This window comes from Blautia sp. MSJ-36, assembly GCF_018917985.1.
Taxonomy (GTDB): Bacteria; Bacillota; Clostridia; order Lachnospirales; family Lachnospiraceae; genus Blautia_A.
This window is the reverse complement of sequence record NZ_JAHLPQ010000010.1, coordinates 1-19,379: the sequence shown is the minus strand read 5'-3', so window position 1 is coordinate 19,379 and position 19,379 is coordinate 1. Positions and strand designations below refer to the sequence as shown.

The 19,379-nt window shown below is 45.2% G+C and carries 15 protein-coding genes and 1 pseudogene; 15 read left to right on the top strand and 1 reads right to left on the bottom strand.

The features are described from left to right. Positions 1 to 88: 88 nt before the first annotated feature. The 9 genes from KQI39_RS09020 (at position 89) to KQI39_RS08980 (ending at position 8,693) form a co-directional block, all read left to right on the top strand. The gene (locus KQI39_RS09020; protein ID WP_147603124.1) at positions 89 to 535 is read left to right on the top strand and encodes a protease complex subunit PrcB family protein; all 447 of its coding nucleotides are present in this window, start codon (positions 89 to 91) and stop codon (positions 533 to 535) included. A gap of 3 nt (positions 536 to 538) precedes the next feature. Continuing rightward, positions 539 to 2,107, top strand: a complete 1,569-nt coding sequence (locus tag KQI39_RS09015) for a DUF3794 and LysM peptidoglycan-binding domain-containing protein (RefSeq protein WP_330654017.1) — start codon at positions 539 to 541, stop codon at positions 2,105 to 2,107. 114 nt (positions 2,108 to 2,221) lie between these two features. Then, positions 2,222 to 3,103, top strand: a complete 882-nt coding sequence (gene ispE / locus KQI39_RS09010) for a 4-(cytidine 5'-diphospho)-2-C-methyl-D-erythritol kinase (protein WP_147603125.1) — start codon at positions 2,222 to 2,224, stop codon at positions 3,101 to 3,103. After that, a complete protein-coding gene (locus tag KQI39_RS09005) occupies positions 3,093 to 3,794 on the top strand; it encodes a GntR family transcriptional regulator (RefSeq protein WP_021976976.1) in 702 nt (233 codons plus the stop codon). The genes ispE and KQI39_RS09005 overlap by 11 nt, the downstream gene beginning before the upstream one ends. A 73-nt stretch (positions 3,795 to 3,867) precedes the next feature. Then, positions 3,868 to 5,373 carry a spore germination protein gene (locus tag KQI39_RS09000; RefSeq protein ID WP_216417922.1) on the top strand — a complete coding sequence of 502 codons (1,506 nt, stop codon included), beginning with the start codon at positions 3,868 to 3,870 and terminating at the stop codon, positions 5,371 to 5,373. Next, the gene (locus KQI39_RS08995) at positions 5,370 to 7,055 is read left to right on the top strand and encodes a GerAB/ArcD/ProY family transporter (protein WP_216417920.1); all 1,686 of its coding nucleotides are present in this window, start codon (positions 5,370 to 5,372) and stop codon (positions 7,053 to 7,055) included. Before KQI39_RS09000 ends, KQI39_RS08995 begins: the two co-directional genes overlap by 4 nt. Before the next feature lie 61 nt (positions 7,056 to 7,116). Next, positions 7,117 to 7,356 (top strand): hypothetical protein, encoded by a 240-nt coding sequence (locus KQI39_RS08990; RefSeq protein WP_148446245.1) that lies wholly within the window; start codon positions 7,117 to 7,119, stop codon positions 7,354 to 7,356. Positions 7,357 to 7,415: 59 nt separating this feature from the next. Then, positions 7,416 to 8,237, top strand: coding sequence for a glutamate racemase (gene murI / locus KQI39_RS08985; protein ID WP_147603129.1), 822 nt, complete (start codon positions 7,416 to 7,418; stop codon positions 8,235 to 8,237). 9 nt (positions 8,238 to 8,246) lie between these two features. Then, entirely contained in the window at positions 8,247 to 8,693 is a 447-nt protein-coding gene (locus tag KQI39_RS08980) for a DUF1934 domain-containing protein (protein ID WP_148446243.1), read from the top strand. Positions 8,694 to 8,766: 73 nt separating this feature from the next. Here the strand turns inward: KQI39_RS08980 and KQI39_RS08975 are convergent, their stop codons facing one another. After that, positions 8,767 to 9,207, bottom strand: a complete 441-nt coding sequence (locus tag KQI39_RS08975; protein WP_148446241.1) for a hypothetical protein — start codon at positions 9,205 to 9,207, stop codon at positions 8,767 to 8,769. Between the two features lie 253 nt (positions 9,208 to 9,460). Here KQI39_RS08975 and KQI39_RS08970 point away from each other — a divergent pair, with 253 nt between their 5' ends. The 6 genes and pseudogenes from KQI39_RS08970 to KQI39_RS17900 all read left to right on the top strand — a co-directional run. Then, positions 9,461 to 10,981 (top strand): polysaccharide deacetylase family protein, encoded by a 1,521-nt coding sequence (locus tag KQI39_RS08970; RefSeq protein WP_330385229.1) that lies wholly within the window; start codon positions 9,461 to 9,463, stop codon positions 10,979 to 10,981. A 50-nt stretch (positions 10,982 to 11,031) separates the two neighbouring features. Beyond that, complete coding sequence (locus KQI39_RS08965; RefSeq protein WP_195566080.1) at positions 11,032 to 12,528, top strand: polysaccharide deacetylase family protein; 1,497 nt, start codon at positions 11,032 to 11,034, stop codon at positions 12,526 to 12,528. 116 nt (positions 12,529 to 12,644) lie between these two features. Beyond that, positions 12,645 to 13,937, top strand: a complete 1,293-nt coding sequence (gene tig, locus KQI39_RS08960) for a trigger factor (protein ID WP_216417918.1) — start codon at positions 12,645 to 12,647, stop codon at positions 13,935 to 13,937. Positions 13,938 to 14,195: 258 nt separating this feature from the next. Beyond that, the gene (locus KQI39_RS08955) at positions 14,196 to 15,548 is read left to right on the top strand and encodes a polysaccharide deacetylase family protein (RefSeq protein ID WP_330626647.1); all 1,353 of its coding nucleotides are present in this window, start codon (positions 14,196 to 14,198) and stop codon (positions 15,546 to 15,548) included. Between the two features lie 228 nt (positions 15,549 to 15,776). Then, complete coding sequence (glgB, locus tag KQI39_RS08950; RefSeq protein ID WP_216417916.1) at positions 15,777 to 17,663, top strand: 1,4-alpha-glucan branching protein GlgB; 1,887 nt, start codon at positions 15,777 to 15,779, stop codon at positions 17,661 to 17,663. A gap of 231 nt (positions 17,664 to 17,894) precedes the next feature. Next, positions 17,895 to 19,263: pseudogene (locus KQI39_RS17900) on the top strand (HAD-IC family P-type ATPase); the annotation flags it as partial. Between the last annotated feature and the right edge of the window lie 116 nt (positions 19,264 to 19,379).

Here is a 19,379-nt window from a genome sequence, read left to right as displayed (position 1 = left end):
GAAGAATTTCCGATAGTTGCAATAAATCTTTCCCGGATTACATAGAATAAATACTGAGTAATGCAGGCTGCTGATAAAAGAGGGAATTATGAAAAAATCAGTTTTTGTGCTGATTGCTGTAATAACAGCCTTTCTGCTTTCCGGATGCCGGTTTGTGCGGATTGAGGAAGAAGATCGAAAACCGGTTTCCTATACGGTAGTGGAACATTCGGATATCCCGGAAGAACTTTCCAGGATCATGGAAGAAAAAAAGGAAAAAGAATTTCAGCTAAGCTACGAAACAGGGGAGGATCTGTACCTGGTAAAGGGATATGGCCGTCAGATGAGCGGTGGGTACAGTATTCAGGTAGAAGAACTTGGGGAATCCGGAAACGGGCTTTTTTTTATTACAAGACTTCTGGGACCAAAAGATCTGAGTGAAGCCGGAGTTCCATCGTACCCTTCCATTGTAATAAAAACCCGGCGCCAGAAAAAGCCGGTAACTTTCCGGGAAGGCAGCAGGAAATCAGAAAAAGTATCTGAGAAAGGGGATTAGACTGTGGAATTAAAAAAGGAAAGTATGCAGATACTCAGAGAAAAAAGCAGGGCGAAAAGCCAGGTTACTTTTGATGAGGATTTTAATGTACCGGATGCAAAACCGGATGTGGGAAGACTGATCCAGCATAAGGGACGGATCATTATGGAGGATGTACGCCTTGCAGATGGAAAAGGGATTCTGCGTGGAGATCTGCAGGTAGATGTTCTTTATGTGGGGGAAGAAAGCGGAATTATCAGCAGTCTTACAGCAAAATTGCCTTTTGAGGAAACATTAAACCTGAAAGATATTGTAAATGGGGATAAAATGTGCCTGAAGTGGGAAATAGAGGATCTTACGCTCCGGCTGATCCATTCCAGAAAGCTGAATATCAAAGCCCTGGTAACTTTTTATGCAGCTGTGGATGAGACGGAGCAGATCCGGCTTCCGGTAGCGCTGGATGTTACGGACATTTCTGTGAGAAAGAAGCAGGTACGTTTCCTGGGACTTACTGTACATAAAAAAGACACCTTCCGGATCAAAGATGAATATACCATTGCTTCCAACCGCCCGGATATTTCCAGCCTGATCTGGTATACCATGGATGTACGGGGGCTGGAGCTGAAACCGGGAGAAAATATCGTAAAAGCAAGAGGTGAGCTGTCAGTTTTTGTGCTGTATGAATCGGAAGATACAGAAGCACCGGTGCAATGGCTGGAATACGCCCTGCCCTTTTCCGGGGAAGTGGAATGCTCGGACTGTACGGAGGAACTGATTCCGGATATTGAAGTGTCTGTAATGCACCAGAGCCTGGAAGTAAAGCCGGATGCAGATGGAGAAGAAAGAATTTTTGTATCTGATGTAGTGCTGGAACTGGATATGAAGTTTTTCCGGGAGGAAGAATGTTCAATGGTTACAGATGTGTATACACCTCTTCGGGAATGCATTCCGGAAGGAAAAAATGAAGTCCTGGAAAGACTGCTGGTGCGGAATTTTTCCAGATGCCGGATCAGTGACCGTATTCAGGTAAAAGAAACCCAGGGAAAAATTCTTCAGCTTTGTCACAGCCAGGGAAAAGTAAAAATCGATAAGACCAGGATTGTGGAGAACGGAGTGCAGGCAGATGGAGTGGTCATGCTGAAGATTCTGTATATTATCGGAAATGACAGGATGCCTTTTTATTCCATGGAGGCTATGATCCCGTTTTCTCATGTGGTGGAAGCAAGAGGTATCCGACCGGACAGCAGCTACCGGTTAAAGGCGGAACTGGAACAGCTTTCTGCATCCATGGCAGACGGCAACGAAATCGAGATCCGGGCGTCAGTGGGCCTGAATCTTCTTGCGGTGATCCGGGAACCGGTATTTATTATTGATAAAGTGGAAGAAAAACCTCTGGATATGAAAAAAATCCAGGCCATGCCGGGAATACTGATTTATATGGTGAAACCGGGAGATGCGCTGTGGGATATTGCAAGAAAATATCATACATCCATTGAAGAAATCTGCACTCTGAACGGGCTTAAGGAAAACCAGGAGCCATCTCCGGGAACACCGCTTCTTGTGGTGAAAAAAGTAGAAGGACAGATTAAATGAGAAAAAAACAGCAGAAAATGAAAAAAGCTGGAAAATTTTGCTGTTGAAAAGACTGTGAAAATCATATAAAATATACATATAAATACTGTATACAAAGTACAAATGGAGGGGCTTATGCGTTTAAAAGCAATGGCAAAGATCAATCTCGGACTTGATGTTCTGGGGAAGAGAGAGGACGGCTATCATGAGGTACGCATGATCATGCAGACCATCCGTATGTATGATATCCTGGATATCAGAAAGACGAAACGGCCAGGAATCGTGCTGACCACCAATCTTCCGTTTATTCCCACAGACAGCCGGAATCTTGTATATAAAGCAGCACAGATGCTGATGGACGAATTTGGAATTGAAGAGGGACTTTCCATTAAACTTCGCAAGTTTATTCCGGTAGCAGCAGGTATGGCAGGCGGAAGCTCTGATGCTGCGGCCGCATTTGTAGGTGTGAACCGGATGTTTCATCTGGGCCTGACGGAAGAGCAGCTGATGGAGCGCGCAGTGAAGGTAGGAGCAGATGTTCCGTACTGCATTATGCGTGGAACAGCCCTTGCGGAGGGAATCGGTGAGAAGCTGAAGCGACTTCCGAAAGTTCCGGAATGCTATGTGCTGGTAGGAAAACCGGGAATCAATGTTTCCACAAAAACTGCCTACGAAAATCTGAATCTGGCGGGAATCGGGAAACATCCGGATATTGATGGCCTTATCAGGGATATTGAGTGCGGTGATCTTTATGCCATGGCATCAAAAATGGAGAATGTATTTGAGCCTGGAATTATCCGCCAGTACCCTGTAATTGGAAATATCAAAGAACTCATGGAAGAAAAGGGAGCGCTGAAAGCGATGATGAGCGGAAGCGGTCCAACGGTATTTGGTATTTTTGATAACAGAGATAAGATGGCGGCGGCAGCCAGAAGTCTCAGAAAGAGCGGACTGGCAAAAACAGTATTTGCCACGGATATTTACAACAGGGATGGAGGAGTTACAAATGACAAGTGATTTTTCTGTGGATATGAATGAATATCTGCCGCTTCGGGATGTTGTTTTTAACACCTTGAGGCAGGCAATTCTGAAAGGAGAACTGAAACCGGGGGAAAGACTTCTGGAGATCGCTCTTGCAGAGCGTCTGGGGGTCAGCAGAACACCGGTGCGTGAGGCAATGCGTAAGCTGGAGCAGGAAGGTCTTGTGGTAATGATTCCGCGCCGGGGAGCCCAGGTTGCAAGCATTACTGAAAAAGATCTGAATGATGTTCTTGAGGTGCGTATTGCACTTGAGAACGTAGCTATAGAAAAGGCATGCAAGCTGATTACAGAGGAGGAGCTTGGACGGCTCTGGGTGGCAGCCAAAGAATTCGAAAAAACAAAAGCAGAGGGAAATCTTGTTCGTCTTGCGGAAGCGGATGTGGCGTTCCATGAGATCATTTACCAGGCCTCCGATAACAAGCGCCTGAACCAGGTACTGAATAATCTCCGGGAACAGATGTACCGTTACCGCGTGGAATATCTGAAGGAAGAGCAGACCAGAAATCTTCTTGTCAGCGAACACGAAGAACTGGTAAAAGCGATTCGGGAGGGTGATGTGCAGAAAGCACAGGATATTTCTTTTCACCATCTGGAGAATCAGAGAATGGCAATTATCCGTACCATCCGCGCGGAGAATGCAGCCAGAGAATCCGAGAAAAAAGAATAAGAACCGGATATCCGGGGATATTAAGAGAGATGCCACTGGCATCTCTTTTTTATTGGAAAAGGACGGTGAAACTGTGGAAGAAAAAAAGATTTCAGTATCTCTCCATGAAAATGAATCTTATATCCGGAAGCGCTGTGAAAACTGCGATGATATTCTGATACGGCCCATGCGCCTGGGAGAGGGTCATAAAGTGGACTGTCTGATGGTTTATATTGAAGTGGCAGTTTCCAACATGATGCTGGACGATTCTGCCATTGGAAAGATGATCAATCATTTCTGGGAAATTCCGGAAGAAAAGATTCGGGAATTTATCAGGAGAAACAGTCTCGGAATTGCGGATGTGGAAGAACTTTTTTCCATGGAAGAAGTCTTCGGGGCTGTTCTTTCCGGAAATGCGGTTTTCTTTATGGATGGTTATGATAGGGCCATGAAGATATCCAGCAAAGGCTATCCGGGGCTGGATGTATCAGAAGCGGAAACGGAAAAAGTGCTGCGGGGTTCCAAGGAAGGTTTCTGCGACAGCGTAAAAACCAATGCGGCCCTTGTGCGGAAGCGGATCCGGGATACCCGTCTTAAAGTAGAGCAGCAAAGCATCGGGGTGCGTTCCAATACAGTGGTGCAGCTTCTGTACGTGGAAGATCTGGTGCACGAAGAACTTCTGACCGCAGTGAAAGAACGGCTGGAATCTTTTACTGTGGACGGAATTCTGGATAGCGGAATGCTGGAACAGCTGACCGAAGAAGCATGGTATTCGCCGTTCCCTCAGTTTCAGACAACCGAACGTCCGGACCGGGCGGCACAGGAACTTCTCAATGGAAAAGCCGTTCTGCTCTGCGACAACTCACCGGTGGCACTGGTGATTCCAGGTGCATTTAACAGTTTTATGGAAAGCAGTGAGGACTGGTACAACCGTTTTGAAATGACTTCATTCCTGCGTGTGCTGCGGTATCTGGCTATGGCTGTGGCAACGTTGCTTCCGGGACTTTATCTGGCTGTGATACGGTTCCACACTCAGATTCTTCCGGCCAATCTGATTCTTTCTTTTGCACAGGCAAGGGAAGGCGTACCGTTTTCCAGCGTGGTGGAGCTGGTGTTCCTGGAGCTGTCTTTTGAGCTGATCCGGGAGGCGGGCGTGCGGATTCCCGGAGCTCTTGGAAATGCCATCGGGATTGTTGGAGGCCTGATTATTGGACAGGCAGCTGTGGAGGCTAATCTGGTAAGCCCCGTGGTGGTAATTATTGTGGCATTAACGGCGCTTGGATCTCTGGCGATCCCCAATGAGGAATTTGCGTCTGCGTTCCGGCTTCTGAAGTATGGATTTCTTTTTCTGGGAGGATATCTTGGCATCTTCGGAATTGTGCTGGGACTGTATCTGACAGCGGCACATCTGGCAGGACTTTTAAGTTTTGGTGTCCCATATCTGGTACCCTTTGTAGAAAAAAACGGCCAGGCGGAAACAGGAGGAAGAATTTTGCGCCAGCCATTCCGGAAACGGAAATTCCGGCCGTTGTATGCAAGAGATGACCAGAAGCGCAGACTGCGGACAAAGCCGTGGAGGCAGAAAGGAAAAGGATTATGAGATTTGCAGAAAACAACAGGATTTCCCACAGACAGCTTTTCCGGCAGATCATACTTGTGTTTCCGGCGCCTTTTCTTCTGTGCCTTTTTAAAAACGGAGAAATGCTGGGAGTGAATGCTATGGCAGGGACGATCCTGGCGGCGGTGCTTCTTTCATTTTATGTGATCTGGCTGATCCGTCTTGCTCCTGCTTATGGAGAACTTTCCAGAATGACAGGAAATATTACTGTACGGTTTATTGGACTGTTCTTTCTTTTATATGTAATCTTAAGTGCGGCTTTTCTGGCGGATCTTCTTGCAAAAGTAATTCCACAGAGTCTGATCAGCGGGATTTCCGGGAAATGGCTGTCTCTGCTTGCTGTGGCAGCATGCAGTCTGGGAACGCACCGGGGAATGCAGAGAAGAGGAAGGATTGCGGAAATTTCCGGAGGGATTTTTCTGGCAGGGATTCTCCTTCTTATGATTTTGAGTGCAGGACAGGGAAAAGCGGAATATTTTCTGGAAACCGTGGAGGGTACCGGTAGCAGGTTTTCCGGGAAATGGATGATCCGGGATGTGTATGCATTTCTCTGTGTTTTTTCCGGAGTGGGGCTTCTGCCTTTTGGGCTTGAAAAAGTAGAAAAACAGGGAAGTGCCAGAAAGCCGGTGATCCTGGCCTTTCTTACCGTGTGTGGAATTGTCCTTGGTATGCAGGTTCTGCTTCCTGCTGTATTTGGAAAAAACAGGATTCTGGCGGAAACATATCCGGTGCTGCCTCTTCTGGACGGGGCAGATCTTCCGGGAAATGTGCTGGCAAGATTTGATGTGATCTGGATGGGATTTCTGGTGTTCGGGCTTCTTTTTTCTCTGGGAAGTCTTTTTCATTACGGGAATCAGATTGCGGAAAAAACAAAGCTTGGAAGTGGACGGTACTGGATTCCGGCAGCAGGGTGGATCCTTTCGTTTTACGAAAAAAACGGTGCCGGGATAGAAACGTATTATGGCTGGTATCTGGCATATATTTTTGTGCCGCTGCTTCTTGTGATCCAGATTTTTCTCAGCGTGGAAAATAAAGGCCGGTGGAAGAAAAAAGTGGTGTCTGCGAGCCTGTTTTTCTTTATAAGTCTTATGGGAACCGGATGCGCAGCTGTGGAACCGGAAAAACGAATGTATCCGCTGGCACTGGGCGCCGGTGTTTCAGAAGAAGGTTTTGTGCTGAAATATGCCATGCCGGATATGAATGTGACCACCGGGCAGGAAAAGCCGGAGGAAGATCCGGTTTCCGTACTGACTCTTGCAGGTGAAAATTTTCAGGAGATCGAGGAAGTTTATAACCGGTCTCAGGAAAAATTTCTGGATTTGGGACACCTTCAGGTGGTAATTCTGGATGAAAGCATGCTGACAGAAGAAAACAGAAAAGTATTTCTTGAGTATCTGAAGCAGGAAGAACATGTGGGAGAGGATGTGTATATGTTCCGAACAGGAATGCTGGGAGAGGTTTTTCGCTGGAAAGGGGCAGAAGAAAGTTCTGTGGGTGAGTATCTTCAGGGGATCCAGGAGAACCGTACTACCGGTCAGCAGAAAAAAGGAGTGACTTTAAGAGAGGTGTATCATCAGTTTTACCAGGACGGAACACTGCCGTGGATTCCGTCTGTATGGGTAAACGGGGAGCTTCTGGAGGTGGATTACGGGAACGGTGAATAAATAAAGTTCCGGCTGTTAATAATTCTGATATCCATCAAAAAGATATCAGGAGGGTTTGATTATGAATGCGATAACAACAGGAAAGCATATATTAAAAAGAACATGGGGGATTTTTCTTCTGGCTGCCATAATTCTTGCAGGCGGTACCTGGGAGAAAAGGATTACGGGTTTTGAGAACCCTGGAGTTTATGCCTGGTGGGGAACCATCTACCCGGAATTCTGCTTTGAGAAAGTGGAGGATAATGGGGAAAATAAGCCGGTGAAGATCTCCTTCTGGCTTGCGAAAGCGCTGGATTGGTGATACAATATTCCAACGAGTAATTATAGCGCTCGATTAATTATTTCAGGAGAATAAGATCAATGAATATAGACAGAAACGCACCGGTTGGTGTGTTTGATTCCGGTATCGGAGGACTGACCGTAGCCCGGGAAATCATGCGGAATCTTCCCTCGGAAAAAATCGTATATTTCGGAGACACAGCCCGGGTTCCATACGGAAGCAAATCCAAAGAAACGGTTATCCGTTACTCCCGTCAGATCATTCATTTTCTGCAGGAACAGAAGGTGAAGGCCATTGTTGTAGCCTGTAATACGGCCAGTGCTTTTGCCCTGGATGAGGTGAAAGACGAGCTGGATATTCCTATTCTGGGAGTGATCGAGGCCGGTGCCAGAGTGGCAGCCCAGGAAACCAGAAACAAGCGTGTTGGTATCATCGGTACGGTAGGTACCGTAGGCAGCGGCATCCATGCTTCTTATCTGAAAGAACTGGATCCGGAGATTACAGTTATCGGAAAGGCGTGCCCCTTATTTGTACCGCTGGTGGAAGAAGGATGGTATCACGATCCGGTTACAGAGGAAGTAGCCAGAAGATACTTAAAGGAGCTGCAGGATCAGGAGATCGATACGCTGATCCTTGGCTGCACCCATTATCCGCTTCTGCGATCTACGATCCGGAAGATTATGGGTGAGGAGGTCCGCCTTGTAAACCCGGCATATGAAACGGCGCTGGAACTGAAGAAGCTTCTGGCGGGGATGGATCTTGCCAGTGATGAAGCTGCACAGGAAGAATTTCCATACCGCTTTTATGTAAGTGACCTTGCCGAGAAATTCAAGGATTTTGCCAATTCCATTCTTCCATATAATGTAGAAAAGACACAGAAGATCGATATTGAGAAATATTAGGAGAAAAAAATGCAAAAAGAAGTTTTGATCCATGTAAGAGGGCTTCAGATGATGGACTCACAGGGAGACCAGGAGCCGATCGAGATCGTTGTGCCGGGACAGTATTATTTCCGCAACGGTTCCCATTATCTCAGATATGAGGAACTTTTGGATGAAACTGCCGAACCCACAATCAATTACATAAAAATGTCAGAAAAAGGCCTGGAAGTAAGCAAAAAAGGCCTGGTAAATGTCCATATGGTATTTGAACAGGGAAAGAAAAACATGACCTATTATACTACTCCATATGGAACACTTCAGATGGGAATTGCAGCTACAAGCCTGGAGCTTAAAGAAAGCGAAGAGAATCTTCAGATGAAAGCAGATTATGCGCTGGATATGAATGAGGAACATGTGGCAGACTGCTACCTGGCAATTCAGGTACAGCCAAGAGACTGTAAGGATTTTGTCTTATAATACCAGCATCATAAAAAATAACCGCCGTACATCAGGAAAATCCTGAGAGCACGGCGGTTGTTTTGTATTCGGATTATTTACGGAATCTTGCGAGGAAGCCTTTTTTCTTCTTCTGTGGTGTTTCAAGAGAACCACGGATTCCTTTTACGCCAACGATGTAAAGACCGCTGACTTCAGCTTTGATCTCTTTCTTAACCGGGATCAGATCAAAGACTTTCTCATCTGCAATGAGGATGCTGATCTTCGGACCAACTTTAGCTTTTACGATCGGAAGTTTGGAACGACGCATAAGCTTCGGTGTCTGGTCAATGACCATCTGTGGAAGTCCGGAATCTTTCAGTGGCATCCGCTTTTTATCGATGATCAGCATGGAAACTGTCTGCTTGTTGGCCTGGATCTGAGCCTGCTGTTCGTCCTGTTTTTTCTGAGCCTTCTTTCCGAAGAAGTAGAGTGCGACTAATGCTGCGATCAGAATAACGAGGATGACCAGAAGAACAATGGTAACTGTACTCATTTGAGAATCCCCCTGTATGTATATTTGTTTCGCAATCGGTTACATTACGTACAAAATATTTTAGCATTGTTTTCTCAAAAAGGCAAGATAAAAGAAAAGTGAAAAAGACAGGAGGAATGGTGGAAATTTCAGCGTTTACAAGGTATAATGATTGTGCTGTGGTCCACAATATATACCAGATGGATTGCAGAAACAGGGCGATCTTTGTTTATACGTAAGAAACGAAAAAAGACCAGAGATGGAGGAAATTGGTATGGAAGAGAACAGACCCCGGAGATCCAGACCAGAAATGGGAACTCCGGAGTATGAAGAATGGCGGAAATGTATGCTGGAACGCCGCAGGAAGCGTCTGCAGCGGGAACGCAGAAATCGTCTGATCGCCATAGGAGCAGCAGTTTTGCTTGTCTCCGGAGGCATATCCGCCGGTGTGACAGCTTTTAAAGAAAAAAATACAGCAGTCTCTCAGCAGAAAAAAAGCGCATCTGCTACAAAGGAATCAAACGAAACAGAAAATCAGAAAAATTCGCAGGATGAAAGTTCCAAGCAGAACGTTCCTACAGAAGCTGCCGCATTAGAAGAAACCCTATCCGGTGATACTCTTGCAAAGGCAGATATTCTTGCACAGCAGTATAATTATGACAAGGCAATAGATCTTCTGAAAAAAGATCCGGGTTACGGCTCCAGCCAGAAGATGCAGAATGCGGTAAAAAAATATGAAGAAACAAAAGCAACATGTACGGCATGGCCACTTGAAGAAGTGACGCATGTCTTTTATCATATTCTGATAAAAGATACATCCAAAGCTTTTGACGGAGATTATAAAGAAGCAGATTATAATCAGGTTATGACTACCATTGATGAGTTTAATAAGATTACGCAGACCATGTACGATAAGGGCTATGTCATGGTAAGCATTAAAGACATGGCAAAGGTGGATGAAAACGGCAATATCACAGAAGGAGAAATTCTTCTCCCACCGGGGAAAACACCGTTTGTCCTTTCGCAGGATGATGTATGTTATTATCATTATATGGATGGAGATGGTTTTGCCACAAAACTGATTGTGGATGAAGAGGGGAAAATCCGCAACGAATATGTGGAAGATGATGGCAGCGTATCAGTAGGAGATTACGATATGGTACCATTGATTGACCGTTTTGTGGAGCAGCATCCGGATTTTTCCTACCGGGGAGCCAAGGGAATCGTGGCACTTACCGGGTACAATGGAATTCTGGGATACCGTACAGACGAAAGTTATGAAACACGTCCTGCAGATCTGGATGCAAATAAAGTACAGTGGCTGGACGAACATCCGGATTTCAGTCTGGAGGAAGAACGGGCAGCCGCAAAAAAAGTTGCTGATGCTATGAAGGCAGAAGGCTGGGAATTTGCGAGCCATACCTGGGGACATCAGAATGTAGGACAGATTTCCCTGGAGAAACTGCAGTCCGATACCGAAAAATTCAAAAAAAATGTGGATCCGCTGATTGGGGGAACGGATATCATTATTTTTGCTTTTGGAACAGATCTTACAAATGCAGCAGATTATTCCGGTGATAAATTCGAATATCTGAAGGGACAGGGCTATAATTATTACTGTAATGTAGATTCCAGTCAATATTTTGTACAGATCCGTGACCGCTATTTCCGACAGGGAAGAAGAAATCTGGATGGATATCGTATGTATTATAATCCGGAGCTTCTGGAGGATCTTTTTAACGCAAAAGAAGTTTTTGATTCTGCAAGACCGACACCGGTACCGCCGATGGGATGATCCGCAGATAAAAGATACGAGGGGACTTAAAAGAAAGGGGCTTATTATTTATGAAGAAAAAAATTGCAGGTGTACTGACAACAGTACTTGCAGCGTCACTTCTTGTGGGCGGAAATTCTTCCGTTACCGTTGAGAAGGACAATATGATTGCCCAGTCACAGGACAGTGAAGAAACACAGTCAGATGAGGCAGAAGAGGAGGATACACAGTCTGAAGAAGCAGAAGAAGTGGCCAAAGTAGCAGCAGATCCGGAGGATCAGCCGGCAGCTACCGAGACACCAAAAGAAGAAAAAAAAGCAGAGAAGGAAACCCAGAAACGGGAAGAATCCGAAGACAGTTCCACAAGTACTTCCTCAGACGAAAAAACACTTCTCAAGAAGGCGCAGAAACTGGCACAGCAGTATGACTACACAGGGGCGATTTCTGTTCTTCAGAATAACTGGAAGTTTGCAACCAGTGATAAGATGCAGAAGGCAGTATCGGAATACAGAAAGAAAAGAGATGCCTGTGTGGAATATCCTCTGGAAAATATTACCCATGTGTTCTTTCATTCACTGATTGTAGACACATCCAGAGCTTTTGACGGAGATTCCGATGAAGCGGGATACAATCAGATGATGACAACAGTCAGCGAGTTTAAAAAGATGATTCAGAGTATGTATGAGAAGGGATACGTACTGGTAAGTCCTCATGACATGGCGGTTGTTAATGATGACGGAACTATGAGCAGAGGAAAGATCATGCTTCCGGAAGGCAAGATTCCGTTTGTGCTTTCCGAAGATGATGTCAGCTATTACCATTACATGGATGATGACGGTTTTGCCACAAAGCTGGTAATTGATGACAACGGAGACATCAAGTGTGAATATAAAAAGGCAGACGGAACAGTTGTAACCGGCGATTACGATGTGGTGCCTATTCTGGACTCCTTCATAAAACAGCATCCGGATTTTTCCTATCATGGAAGAAAAGGAATTCTGGCGATGACAGGTTACAACGGAGTTCTGGGATACCGTACCGACGGTGCCTATAAAACCAAGAAAAATCTTCAGGATGACCAGAAGGCTTTTCTTAAAGCCAATCCGGATTTTGATTATGATAAAGAGGTAAAGCAGGCCAAGAAAGTGGCAAAAGCCATGAAAAAAGACGGCTGGGAATTTGCAAGCCATACCTGGGGACACAGAAATGCAACGTCTTCCACTGCGGCTGAACTGAAAACCGATAATAAGAAATGGGAAAAATATGTGGCTCCGATTCTGGGAAAAACGGACATGATTATTTTTGCCTTTGGCGCAGATATCGGTGACTGGGAAGGATATACTTCGGATAACGCCAAGTATGAATATTACAAGAGCCGTGGCTACCGTTATTTCTGTAACGTGGATTCCAGCCAGTATTTTGTACAGATTACAAGTGAATATTTCCGACAGGGAAGAAGAAATCTGGATGGATATCGTATGTATTATAATCCGGATATGCTCAGTGATCTGTTTGATGTATCTGAAGTATGGGATTCTTCCAGGCCGACACCGGTTCCTGAAATGTAAAAAAGTAATTCAGATTTTACAGGGAAACATAAAAAAAGACTATAATAATCCACAGTTGAATATAGAGTTTGAATCGGAATATAAATATCCGTTTTATTTGATGAAGGGAGTAAGATATGAAGAAAAAGACATATCTCGTTATTCTTGCACTGTGTGCAGCTATGGCAATGACAGCCTGTGGCACATCTGCAGGTCAGAAAGAAGAAACAAAATCCACAGCGGAATCACAGGATACAGCTGATGAAAAAGATTCCAAAGCAGCAGATTCCGCAGAATCAGATTCAGATAAAGAAAGTACAGGCACAGTTTCCGGAGATACAAGACTGGTATCTGTGGATGATGTCAGCAAATATGTGACAATCGGACAGTATAAGGGGCTGTCTCTTGATAAAACTGTAGAAGCGGTAACCGATGATATGGTTGACGGAAGAATTAAGGAAGAATTACAGAATAAGGCCGAGGAAGTAACCGAAGGAAACGTCCAGAACGGTGACGTGGTTACGATCAATTATGTAGGAACCAAAGATGGTGTGGCATTTGATGGAGGAACAGCTAACAATTATGAACTGACCATTGGTTCCGGAACTTTTATTGACGGTTTTGAAGATGGAATTATCGGAATGAAAAAAGGCCAGACAAAAGATCTCGATCTTACATTCCCGGAAGAGTATTCATCTGAAGAGCTGGCAGGACAGGAAGTTGTATTCAAAGTTACCCTGCAGAGCTTCAAACGTGCACCGGAGCTTACCGATGACTGGGCAGCCAAGAATACAGACTGCAAAACAGCAGAAGAATACAGAAAAGAGATCCGCACCACACTGGAGGATGAGGCAAAAACAAGCGCACAGAATACACTCCGTGAGACTGCATGGAATACAGTACTTTCTGCTTCCGAAGTAAAAGAATATCCTCAGGATGATCTGGATACAGCAAAAACAGAATTTAAGACACTGTACGAAAATTACGCAAAACAGGGTGATATGACTCTGGAGGATTTTGTAAAAGCCCAGGGAATTTCCATGGATGATTTTGAGGAACAGAGCAGTCAGTATGCGGAATATAAGGTGAAACAGAACCTGATCGTGCAGGGAATTATGGATGCGGAGAATATGACACTTGAGGATGAAAAATCTCTCAGCATTCAGGATGAACTGATCAAGGCATATAATGTCAAAGATCTGGCAGCGCTGGTAGATAAATATGGACAGGCTGCAGTAGATGAATCCATCGGACTTCTCAGGGTAGAAGATTTTATACTGGATAATGCTACAGTGGAAGAAAAAGTTACTGCCGGTGATACCGAAGGCGTAAACGGAGACGATCCGTCAGAAGACGGAAGCAGCGCCGAGGGAACGGTTGATGAAGAACTGGAAGCAGCAGAAGCCACAGACATGGTTCCTGAAGAGTGAGAAACAGATTCAGCAGAGTAAAGAAATAAGATGCGGGGCCCGGAATTCTTTCCGGGAACCGCTTTTTTCACAGAAATACCAGAGGCGAAAATTAAGAGATTCTTTCGGAAATTCCATTGTATTTGAATACCAAATGAGGTATGATAAAGTTTAGACATTAAAAAGTTATAAGTAATATAAATGGGGATATATAAAATGGACAAAAGAGTTTTGCGCGAAAGAATGCGTAGAAAGCAGCAGCAATTAAGACGGCGGAGGATGATGAAACGTATAACCTGTGTGGTTGCGGCAATTCTTCTGCTGATTTTTGTTGTTCGCGGGGTAATTCTTCCGATTGTCAATCATGCAGGCGGTGGAAGCAGTAAAGATGCAGAGACTGTAAATGTGCAGGCGAATACGGCAGGAACTTCCACGGATAACAGTACAGAAGATGCTTCCGCATCGTCCGATTCCGGATCTTCAGATTCATCCGGAGACAGCAGTTCGGATAACAGCAGCACAGATGCTACGGTGATGCCTGTAAAGGGCACAGCGGCTGCAGATAAGCTTTCGGTTATGACACCGGGATGGCATGAGGATTCCACAGGAAAATGGTATCAGAATCCGGACGGTACATATTATATCAATGGTTTTGCGGAGATTGACGGAACTACATACAGTTTTGATGAGAATGGATATATGCAGACCGGATGGGTTGAGAAAGGCGTGAAAGATTATTACTTCAATGAGGATGGTTCCTACGACCCGACTCAGAAGCGTCCGATGATTGCCCTGACTTTTGATGATGGACCTGGAGAATATACAGAAACACTTCTTGACACAGTTGAGAAATATAATATTCATGTTACTTTCTTTATGCTGGGACAGAATGTTGAGGGACGTGAGTCCACCGTACAGAGAATGGTTCAGCTTGGCTGTGAGATCGGTAACCACACCTGGGATCATCCGTCACAGACTCTTCCGAATATGGATCTGGATTCCGTTGTACAGGAATTCCAGAAAACGGATGACGAGCTGGTGAAAGCCTGTGGACAGGCTGCAACTGTGTGCCGTGCACCGTATGGAGCAATCACAGAAGAGCAGATGGCAGCAGTAGGCAAACCGTTTTTCATGTGGTCCACAGACTCTCTGGACTGGAAACTGATGGATGCGGATGCGGATTACAATGAGATCATGAACAGCGATCTGAGTGATGGTTCTATCATCCTGATGCATGATATCCATGAGCCATCTGTAAAATGTGCCACGGAGAAGTTGATTCCGGAACTGGTCAATGAAGGATATAAGCTGGTGACAGTCAGTGAACTTGCAGCAGCTAAGGATGTTACTTTACAGAGTGCTTCCTATTCTGACTTCTGGGACAGCTCCCTTCAGGCTGGACGTGTTGCAGGATATGCGGGAAATTCCAGTGATTCCACAGATTCTTCCGATGGAAGCGAATCTTCTGACAGCACAGATGTCAGCGATGGCTCTTCCGATGGTTCTGATGTCAGTGACGGTTCCGATGATTCCTCTGACGGAAGTGATTATTCCGATGGTTCTTCCGATGATGGAAGCTATGATGACGGTTCCTATGACGATGGTTCCTACGATGATGGAAGTGAAGAATAATTAAGAAGATATTTGGTTAAATAACACCAGAGACCTGAGTGACAAAATGTGCGTCATTCAGGTCTCTTTTTTGACTTTATCCGACACTGTCGGATAATAGACACATATTGAACAGAGGGGGTTTTTCCTTGACTGAAAATAGGGGGATTGGTATAATTATAGAATAAAAAACTCCACTTAAAATTGGGGAATGGACAGTGGCAGAACTATAAAGGGAGGTACCTGAAAATGGGAAAGAAATTACAATTTACGGAGCTTGACCAGTATCTGTTCGGTCAGGGCACGCATTACGATATTTACAGGAAACTGGGAGCACATCCGGATACACAGAACCGGAAAAAAGGAGTTTATTTTGCAGTGTGGGCACCTAATGCACAGGCGGTTTCTGTTGTAGGTGAGTTCAATGAATGGGACACAGAGAAGAATCCCATGAAAAAAGTTGGCCCCATTGGTGTTTATGAGACATTTGTACCGGGAGCGAAGATTGGACAACTGTATAAATTTTACATTACAGGTGCACATGGCGAGGAACTTTACAAGGCAGATCCCTATGCCAACGCTGCTGAGATGCGTCCTGGAACAGCCTCCCGTGTTACCGACATCACCAATTATAAATGGAAAGATGATACCTGGATGAAGAACCGTGAGGCCTTTGATCCGGATACAAGTGCCATGTCTATTTATGAGGTGCATCCGGGTTCATGGATGAAACATCCGCAGACCGCGGAAGACGAGGATGGTTTCTATTCCTACAGAGAGCTAGCCCCGAAGCTTGCCGAGTATGTCAAGAAAATGGGTTACACACATGTTGAGCTTATGGGCATCGCAGAGCATCCTTTTGACGGTTCCTGGGGTTATCAGGTTACCGGCTATTATGCACCGACCTCCCGTTACGGAACACCACAGGATTTCAAATATATGGTTGATTATCTCCATCGCCAGAAGATTGGTATTATCCTTGACTGGGTACCGGCGCACTTCCCGAAGGATGCACACGGACTTGCCAACTTTGACGGAACTGCAGTATACGAGCATGCAGATCCGAGACAGGGCGAGCATCCGGACTGGGGAACCAAGATCTACAATTACGGACGTCCGGAAGTAAAGAATTTCCTGATCGCCAATGCCCTTTACTGGGTAGAGGAATGCCACGTTGACGGTCTCCGTGTAGACGCGGTTGCATCTATGCTCTACCTGGATTACGGTAAAAAAGACGGTGAGTGGGTTGCCAATAAATACGGTGGAAACAAGAACCTGGAAGCCATTGAATTCTTCAAGCATCTGAATACGGTTGTTCTCGGAAGAAATCATGGAACTGTCATGATTGCGGAGGAATCTACCGCATGGCCGATGGTAACCGGCAAGGCAGAAGATGACGGCCTAGGATTCTCCCTGAAATGGAACATGGGATGGATGAACGATTTCCTGGAATATATGAAGCTGGATCCGTATTTCCGTAAATTTAATCATAATAAGATGACATTTTCCATGACTTATGCATACAGTGAGAAGTATGTTCTGGTTCTTTCCCACGATGAGGTAGTACATCTGAAGTGCTCCATGCTGGAAAAAATGCCAGGCGAACTGGATGATAAATTCAAGAACCTGAAGGCTGGCTATACCTTCATGTTCGGACATCCGGGTAAGAAACTTCTGTTTATGGGACAGGATTTTGGACAGCTCCGGGAGTGGAGTGAGGCCAGAGAACTTGACTGGTATCTCCTTGGTGAGGAGAATCATCAGAAGCTGCAGCAGTATGTCAGTGATCTTCTTCACATTTACAGGAAATATCCGGCACTTTATGGTGCGGACAATGATCCTTCTGCATTTGAGTGGATCAATGCCAACGATGGCGACAGAAGTATCTTCAGTTTTGTGAGAAAATCCCCCACAAGACGTAACAACATTCTGGTTGTATGCAACTTCACGCCGGTAGCACGTCCGGATTACCGTGTAGGTGTACCGAAGAAGAAACAGTACAAACTGATTATGAATGAGCAGGGACTTCTTCCGAAAGGCAAGGCATTTAAGGCAGAGAAGAAGAACTGCGACAACCGGGAATTTTCTTTTGCATATCCGCTGGAAGCTTATGGAGTCGGCGTATTTACATACTGATATTCCGGGTTGACAAAAGCTTTTTTGGACAGTATAGTAAAACCATATAAAGGGGAGTAGCTGGCACGTCAGTGTTCATGATGTCGTCAATCTCGATGGGTGCATACCTGTCCGTATCGTGATGAAACAGCGAGACTTTTATTGCATGTTTTTGTGCAATAAAAGTCTCTTTTTTTTACGATTCTGCCCATACTGTTAACAGGGATTCTGCTGAGGATCTGTAAAGGAGGAATGGTATCTGTGAAAGCTTATTACAATGAAACGGTAGAAACTGTACGCAGAGATCTGAATGGGGAACAGGATTTTCTGACAAATGAGGAAGTAAAAAGAAGGCAGGAAAAATTCGGATTCAATGAACTTGCGGAAGGTAAGAAAAAAAGCGGCCTGCAGATTTTTCTGGAGCAGTATAAAGATTTTCTGGTGCTGATCCTGATTGTTTCGGCGGTGGTTTCCCTGTTCCTGGGTGAAACAGAGAGCGCAGCGGTAATTCTGGTTGTGATTACTATGAATGCTATTCTGGGAACTGTGCAGACCATTAAGGCAGAGAATTCCCTGGAAAGCCTGAAACAGCTGGCTGCACCGGAGGCGAAGGTGGTTCGAAACGGTGCAGTGGTGAGAATTCCGGGAAGGGAAATTACAGTAGGAGATGTGGTCCATCTGGAGGCTGGAGACTATATTCCGGCGGACGGACGTGTGCTGGAAAGTGCCAGCCTTAAGGTTGATGAAAGTGCACTTACCGGAGAAAGCATTGGTGTAGATAAGATCAGCGCTCCGCTTACCGGGGAACTTCCGTTGGGAGATCGCAGGAACATGGTATTTTCCGGAAGCTATGTGACTTATGGAAGAGGTGTTTTTCTTGTAACCGGGATTGGAATGAACACAGAAGTAGGAAAAATCGCCGGTCTTTTAAAGAATACTTCGGAGAAGAAAACACCGCTTCAGATTAATCTGGATCGCTTTGGGAAAAATCTTTCCTGTTACAGAGGTGGATGTGGAAAACATCTGCAGAGTTAATGAACAGTATTCAGAGTCAGGTTTACGTGTTCTTGGAATCGGATATCGCCATTTTCCGGTGGAAAAAAATATCTCCACAGAGGATGAACAGGGGCTGGTTTTTCTGGGGTTACTGGCAATGATGGACCCGCCCCGTACGGAAAGTGCAGCGGCGGTTTCGGACTGTAAGCGTGCAGGTATCTGCCCGGTGATGATTACAGGAGATCATAAGGTGACAGCAGCCGCTATTGCAAAACGGATCGGGATTCTGGATGATATTTCCCAGGCCTGTGAGGGTGCACAGATTGATGGTATGAGCGATGAGGAGCTTCAAGATTTTGTGGAAAATATCAGAGTGTATGCACGTGTGACACCGGAGCATAAGATACGTATTGTGCGTGCATGGCAGGAAAGAGGGAACATCGTAGCTATGACCGGAGATGGAGTCAATGATGCACCTGCATTGAAGCAGGCAGACGTGGGAGTTGCCATGGGAATCACGGGGACAGAGGTTGCAAAAGATGCGGCATCTATGGTTCTGACGGATGATAATTTTGCCACGATCATCAAGGCAGTGGAGAGTGGACGAAATATTTATGAAAATCTATAAATGAGCAAATTTAAAAAATTGCACAAAACTACACTGCGAATTTCATAAATGAATCAAAATCATTGCTTTCCTTTGCGCATTGAAAAAGATAACGATACTTTTCCAGCTGAATG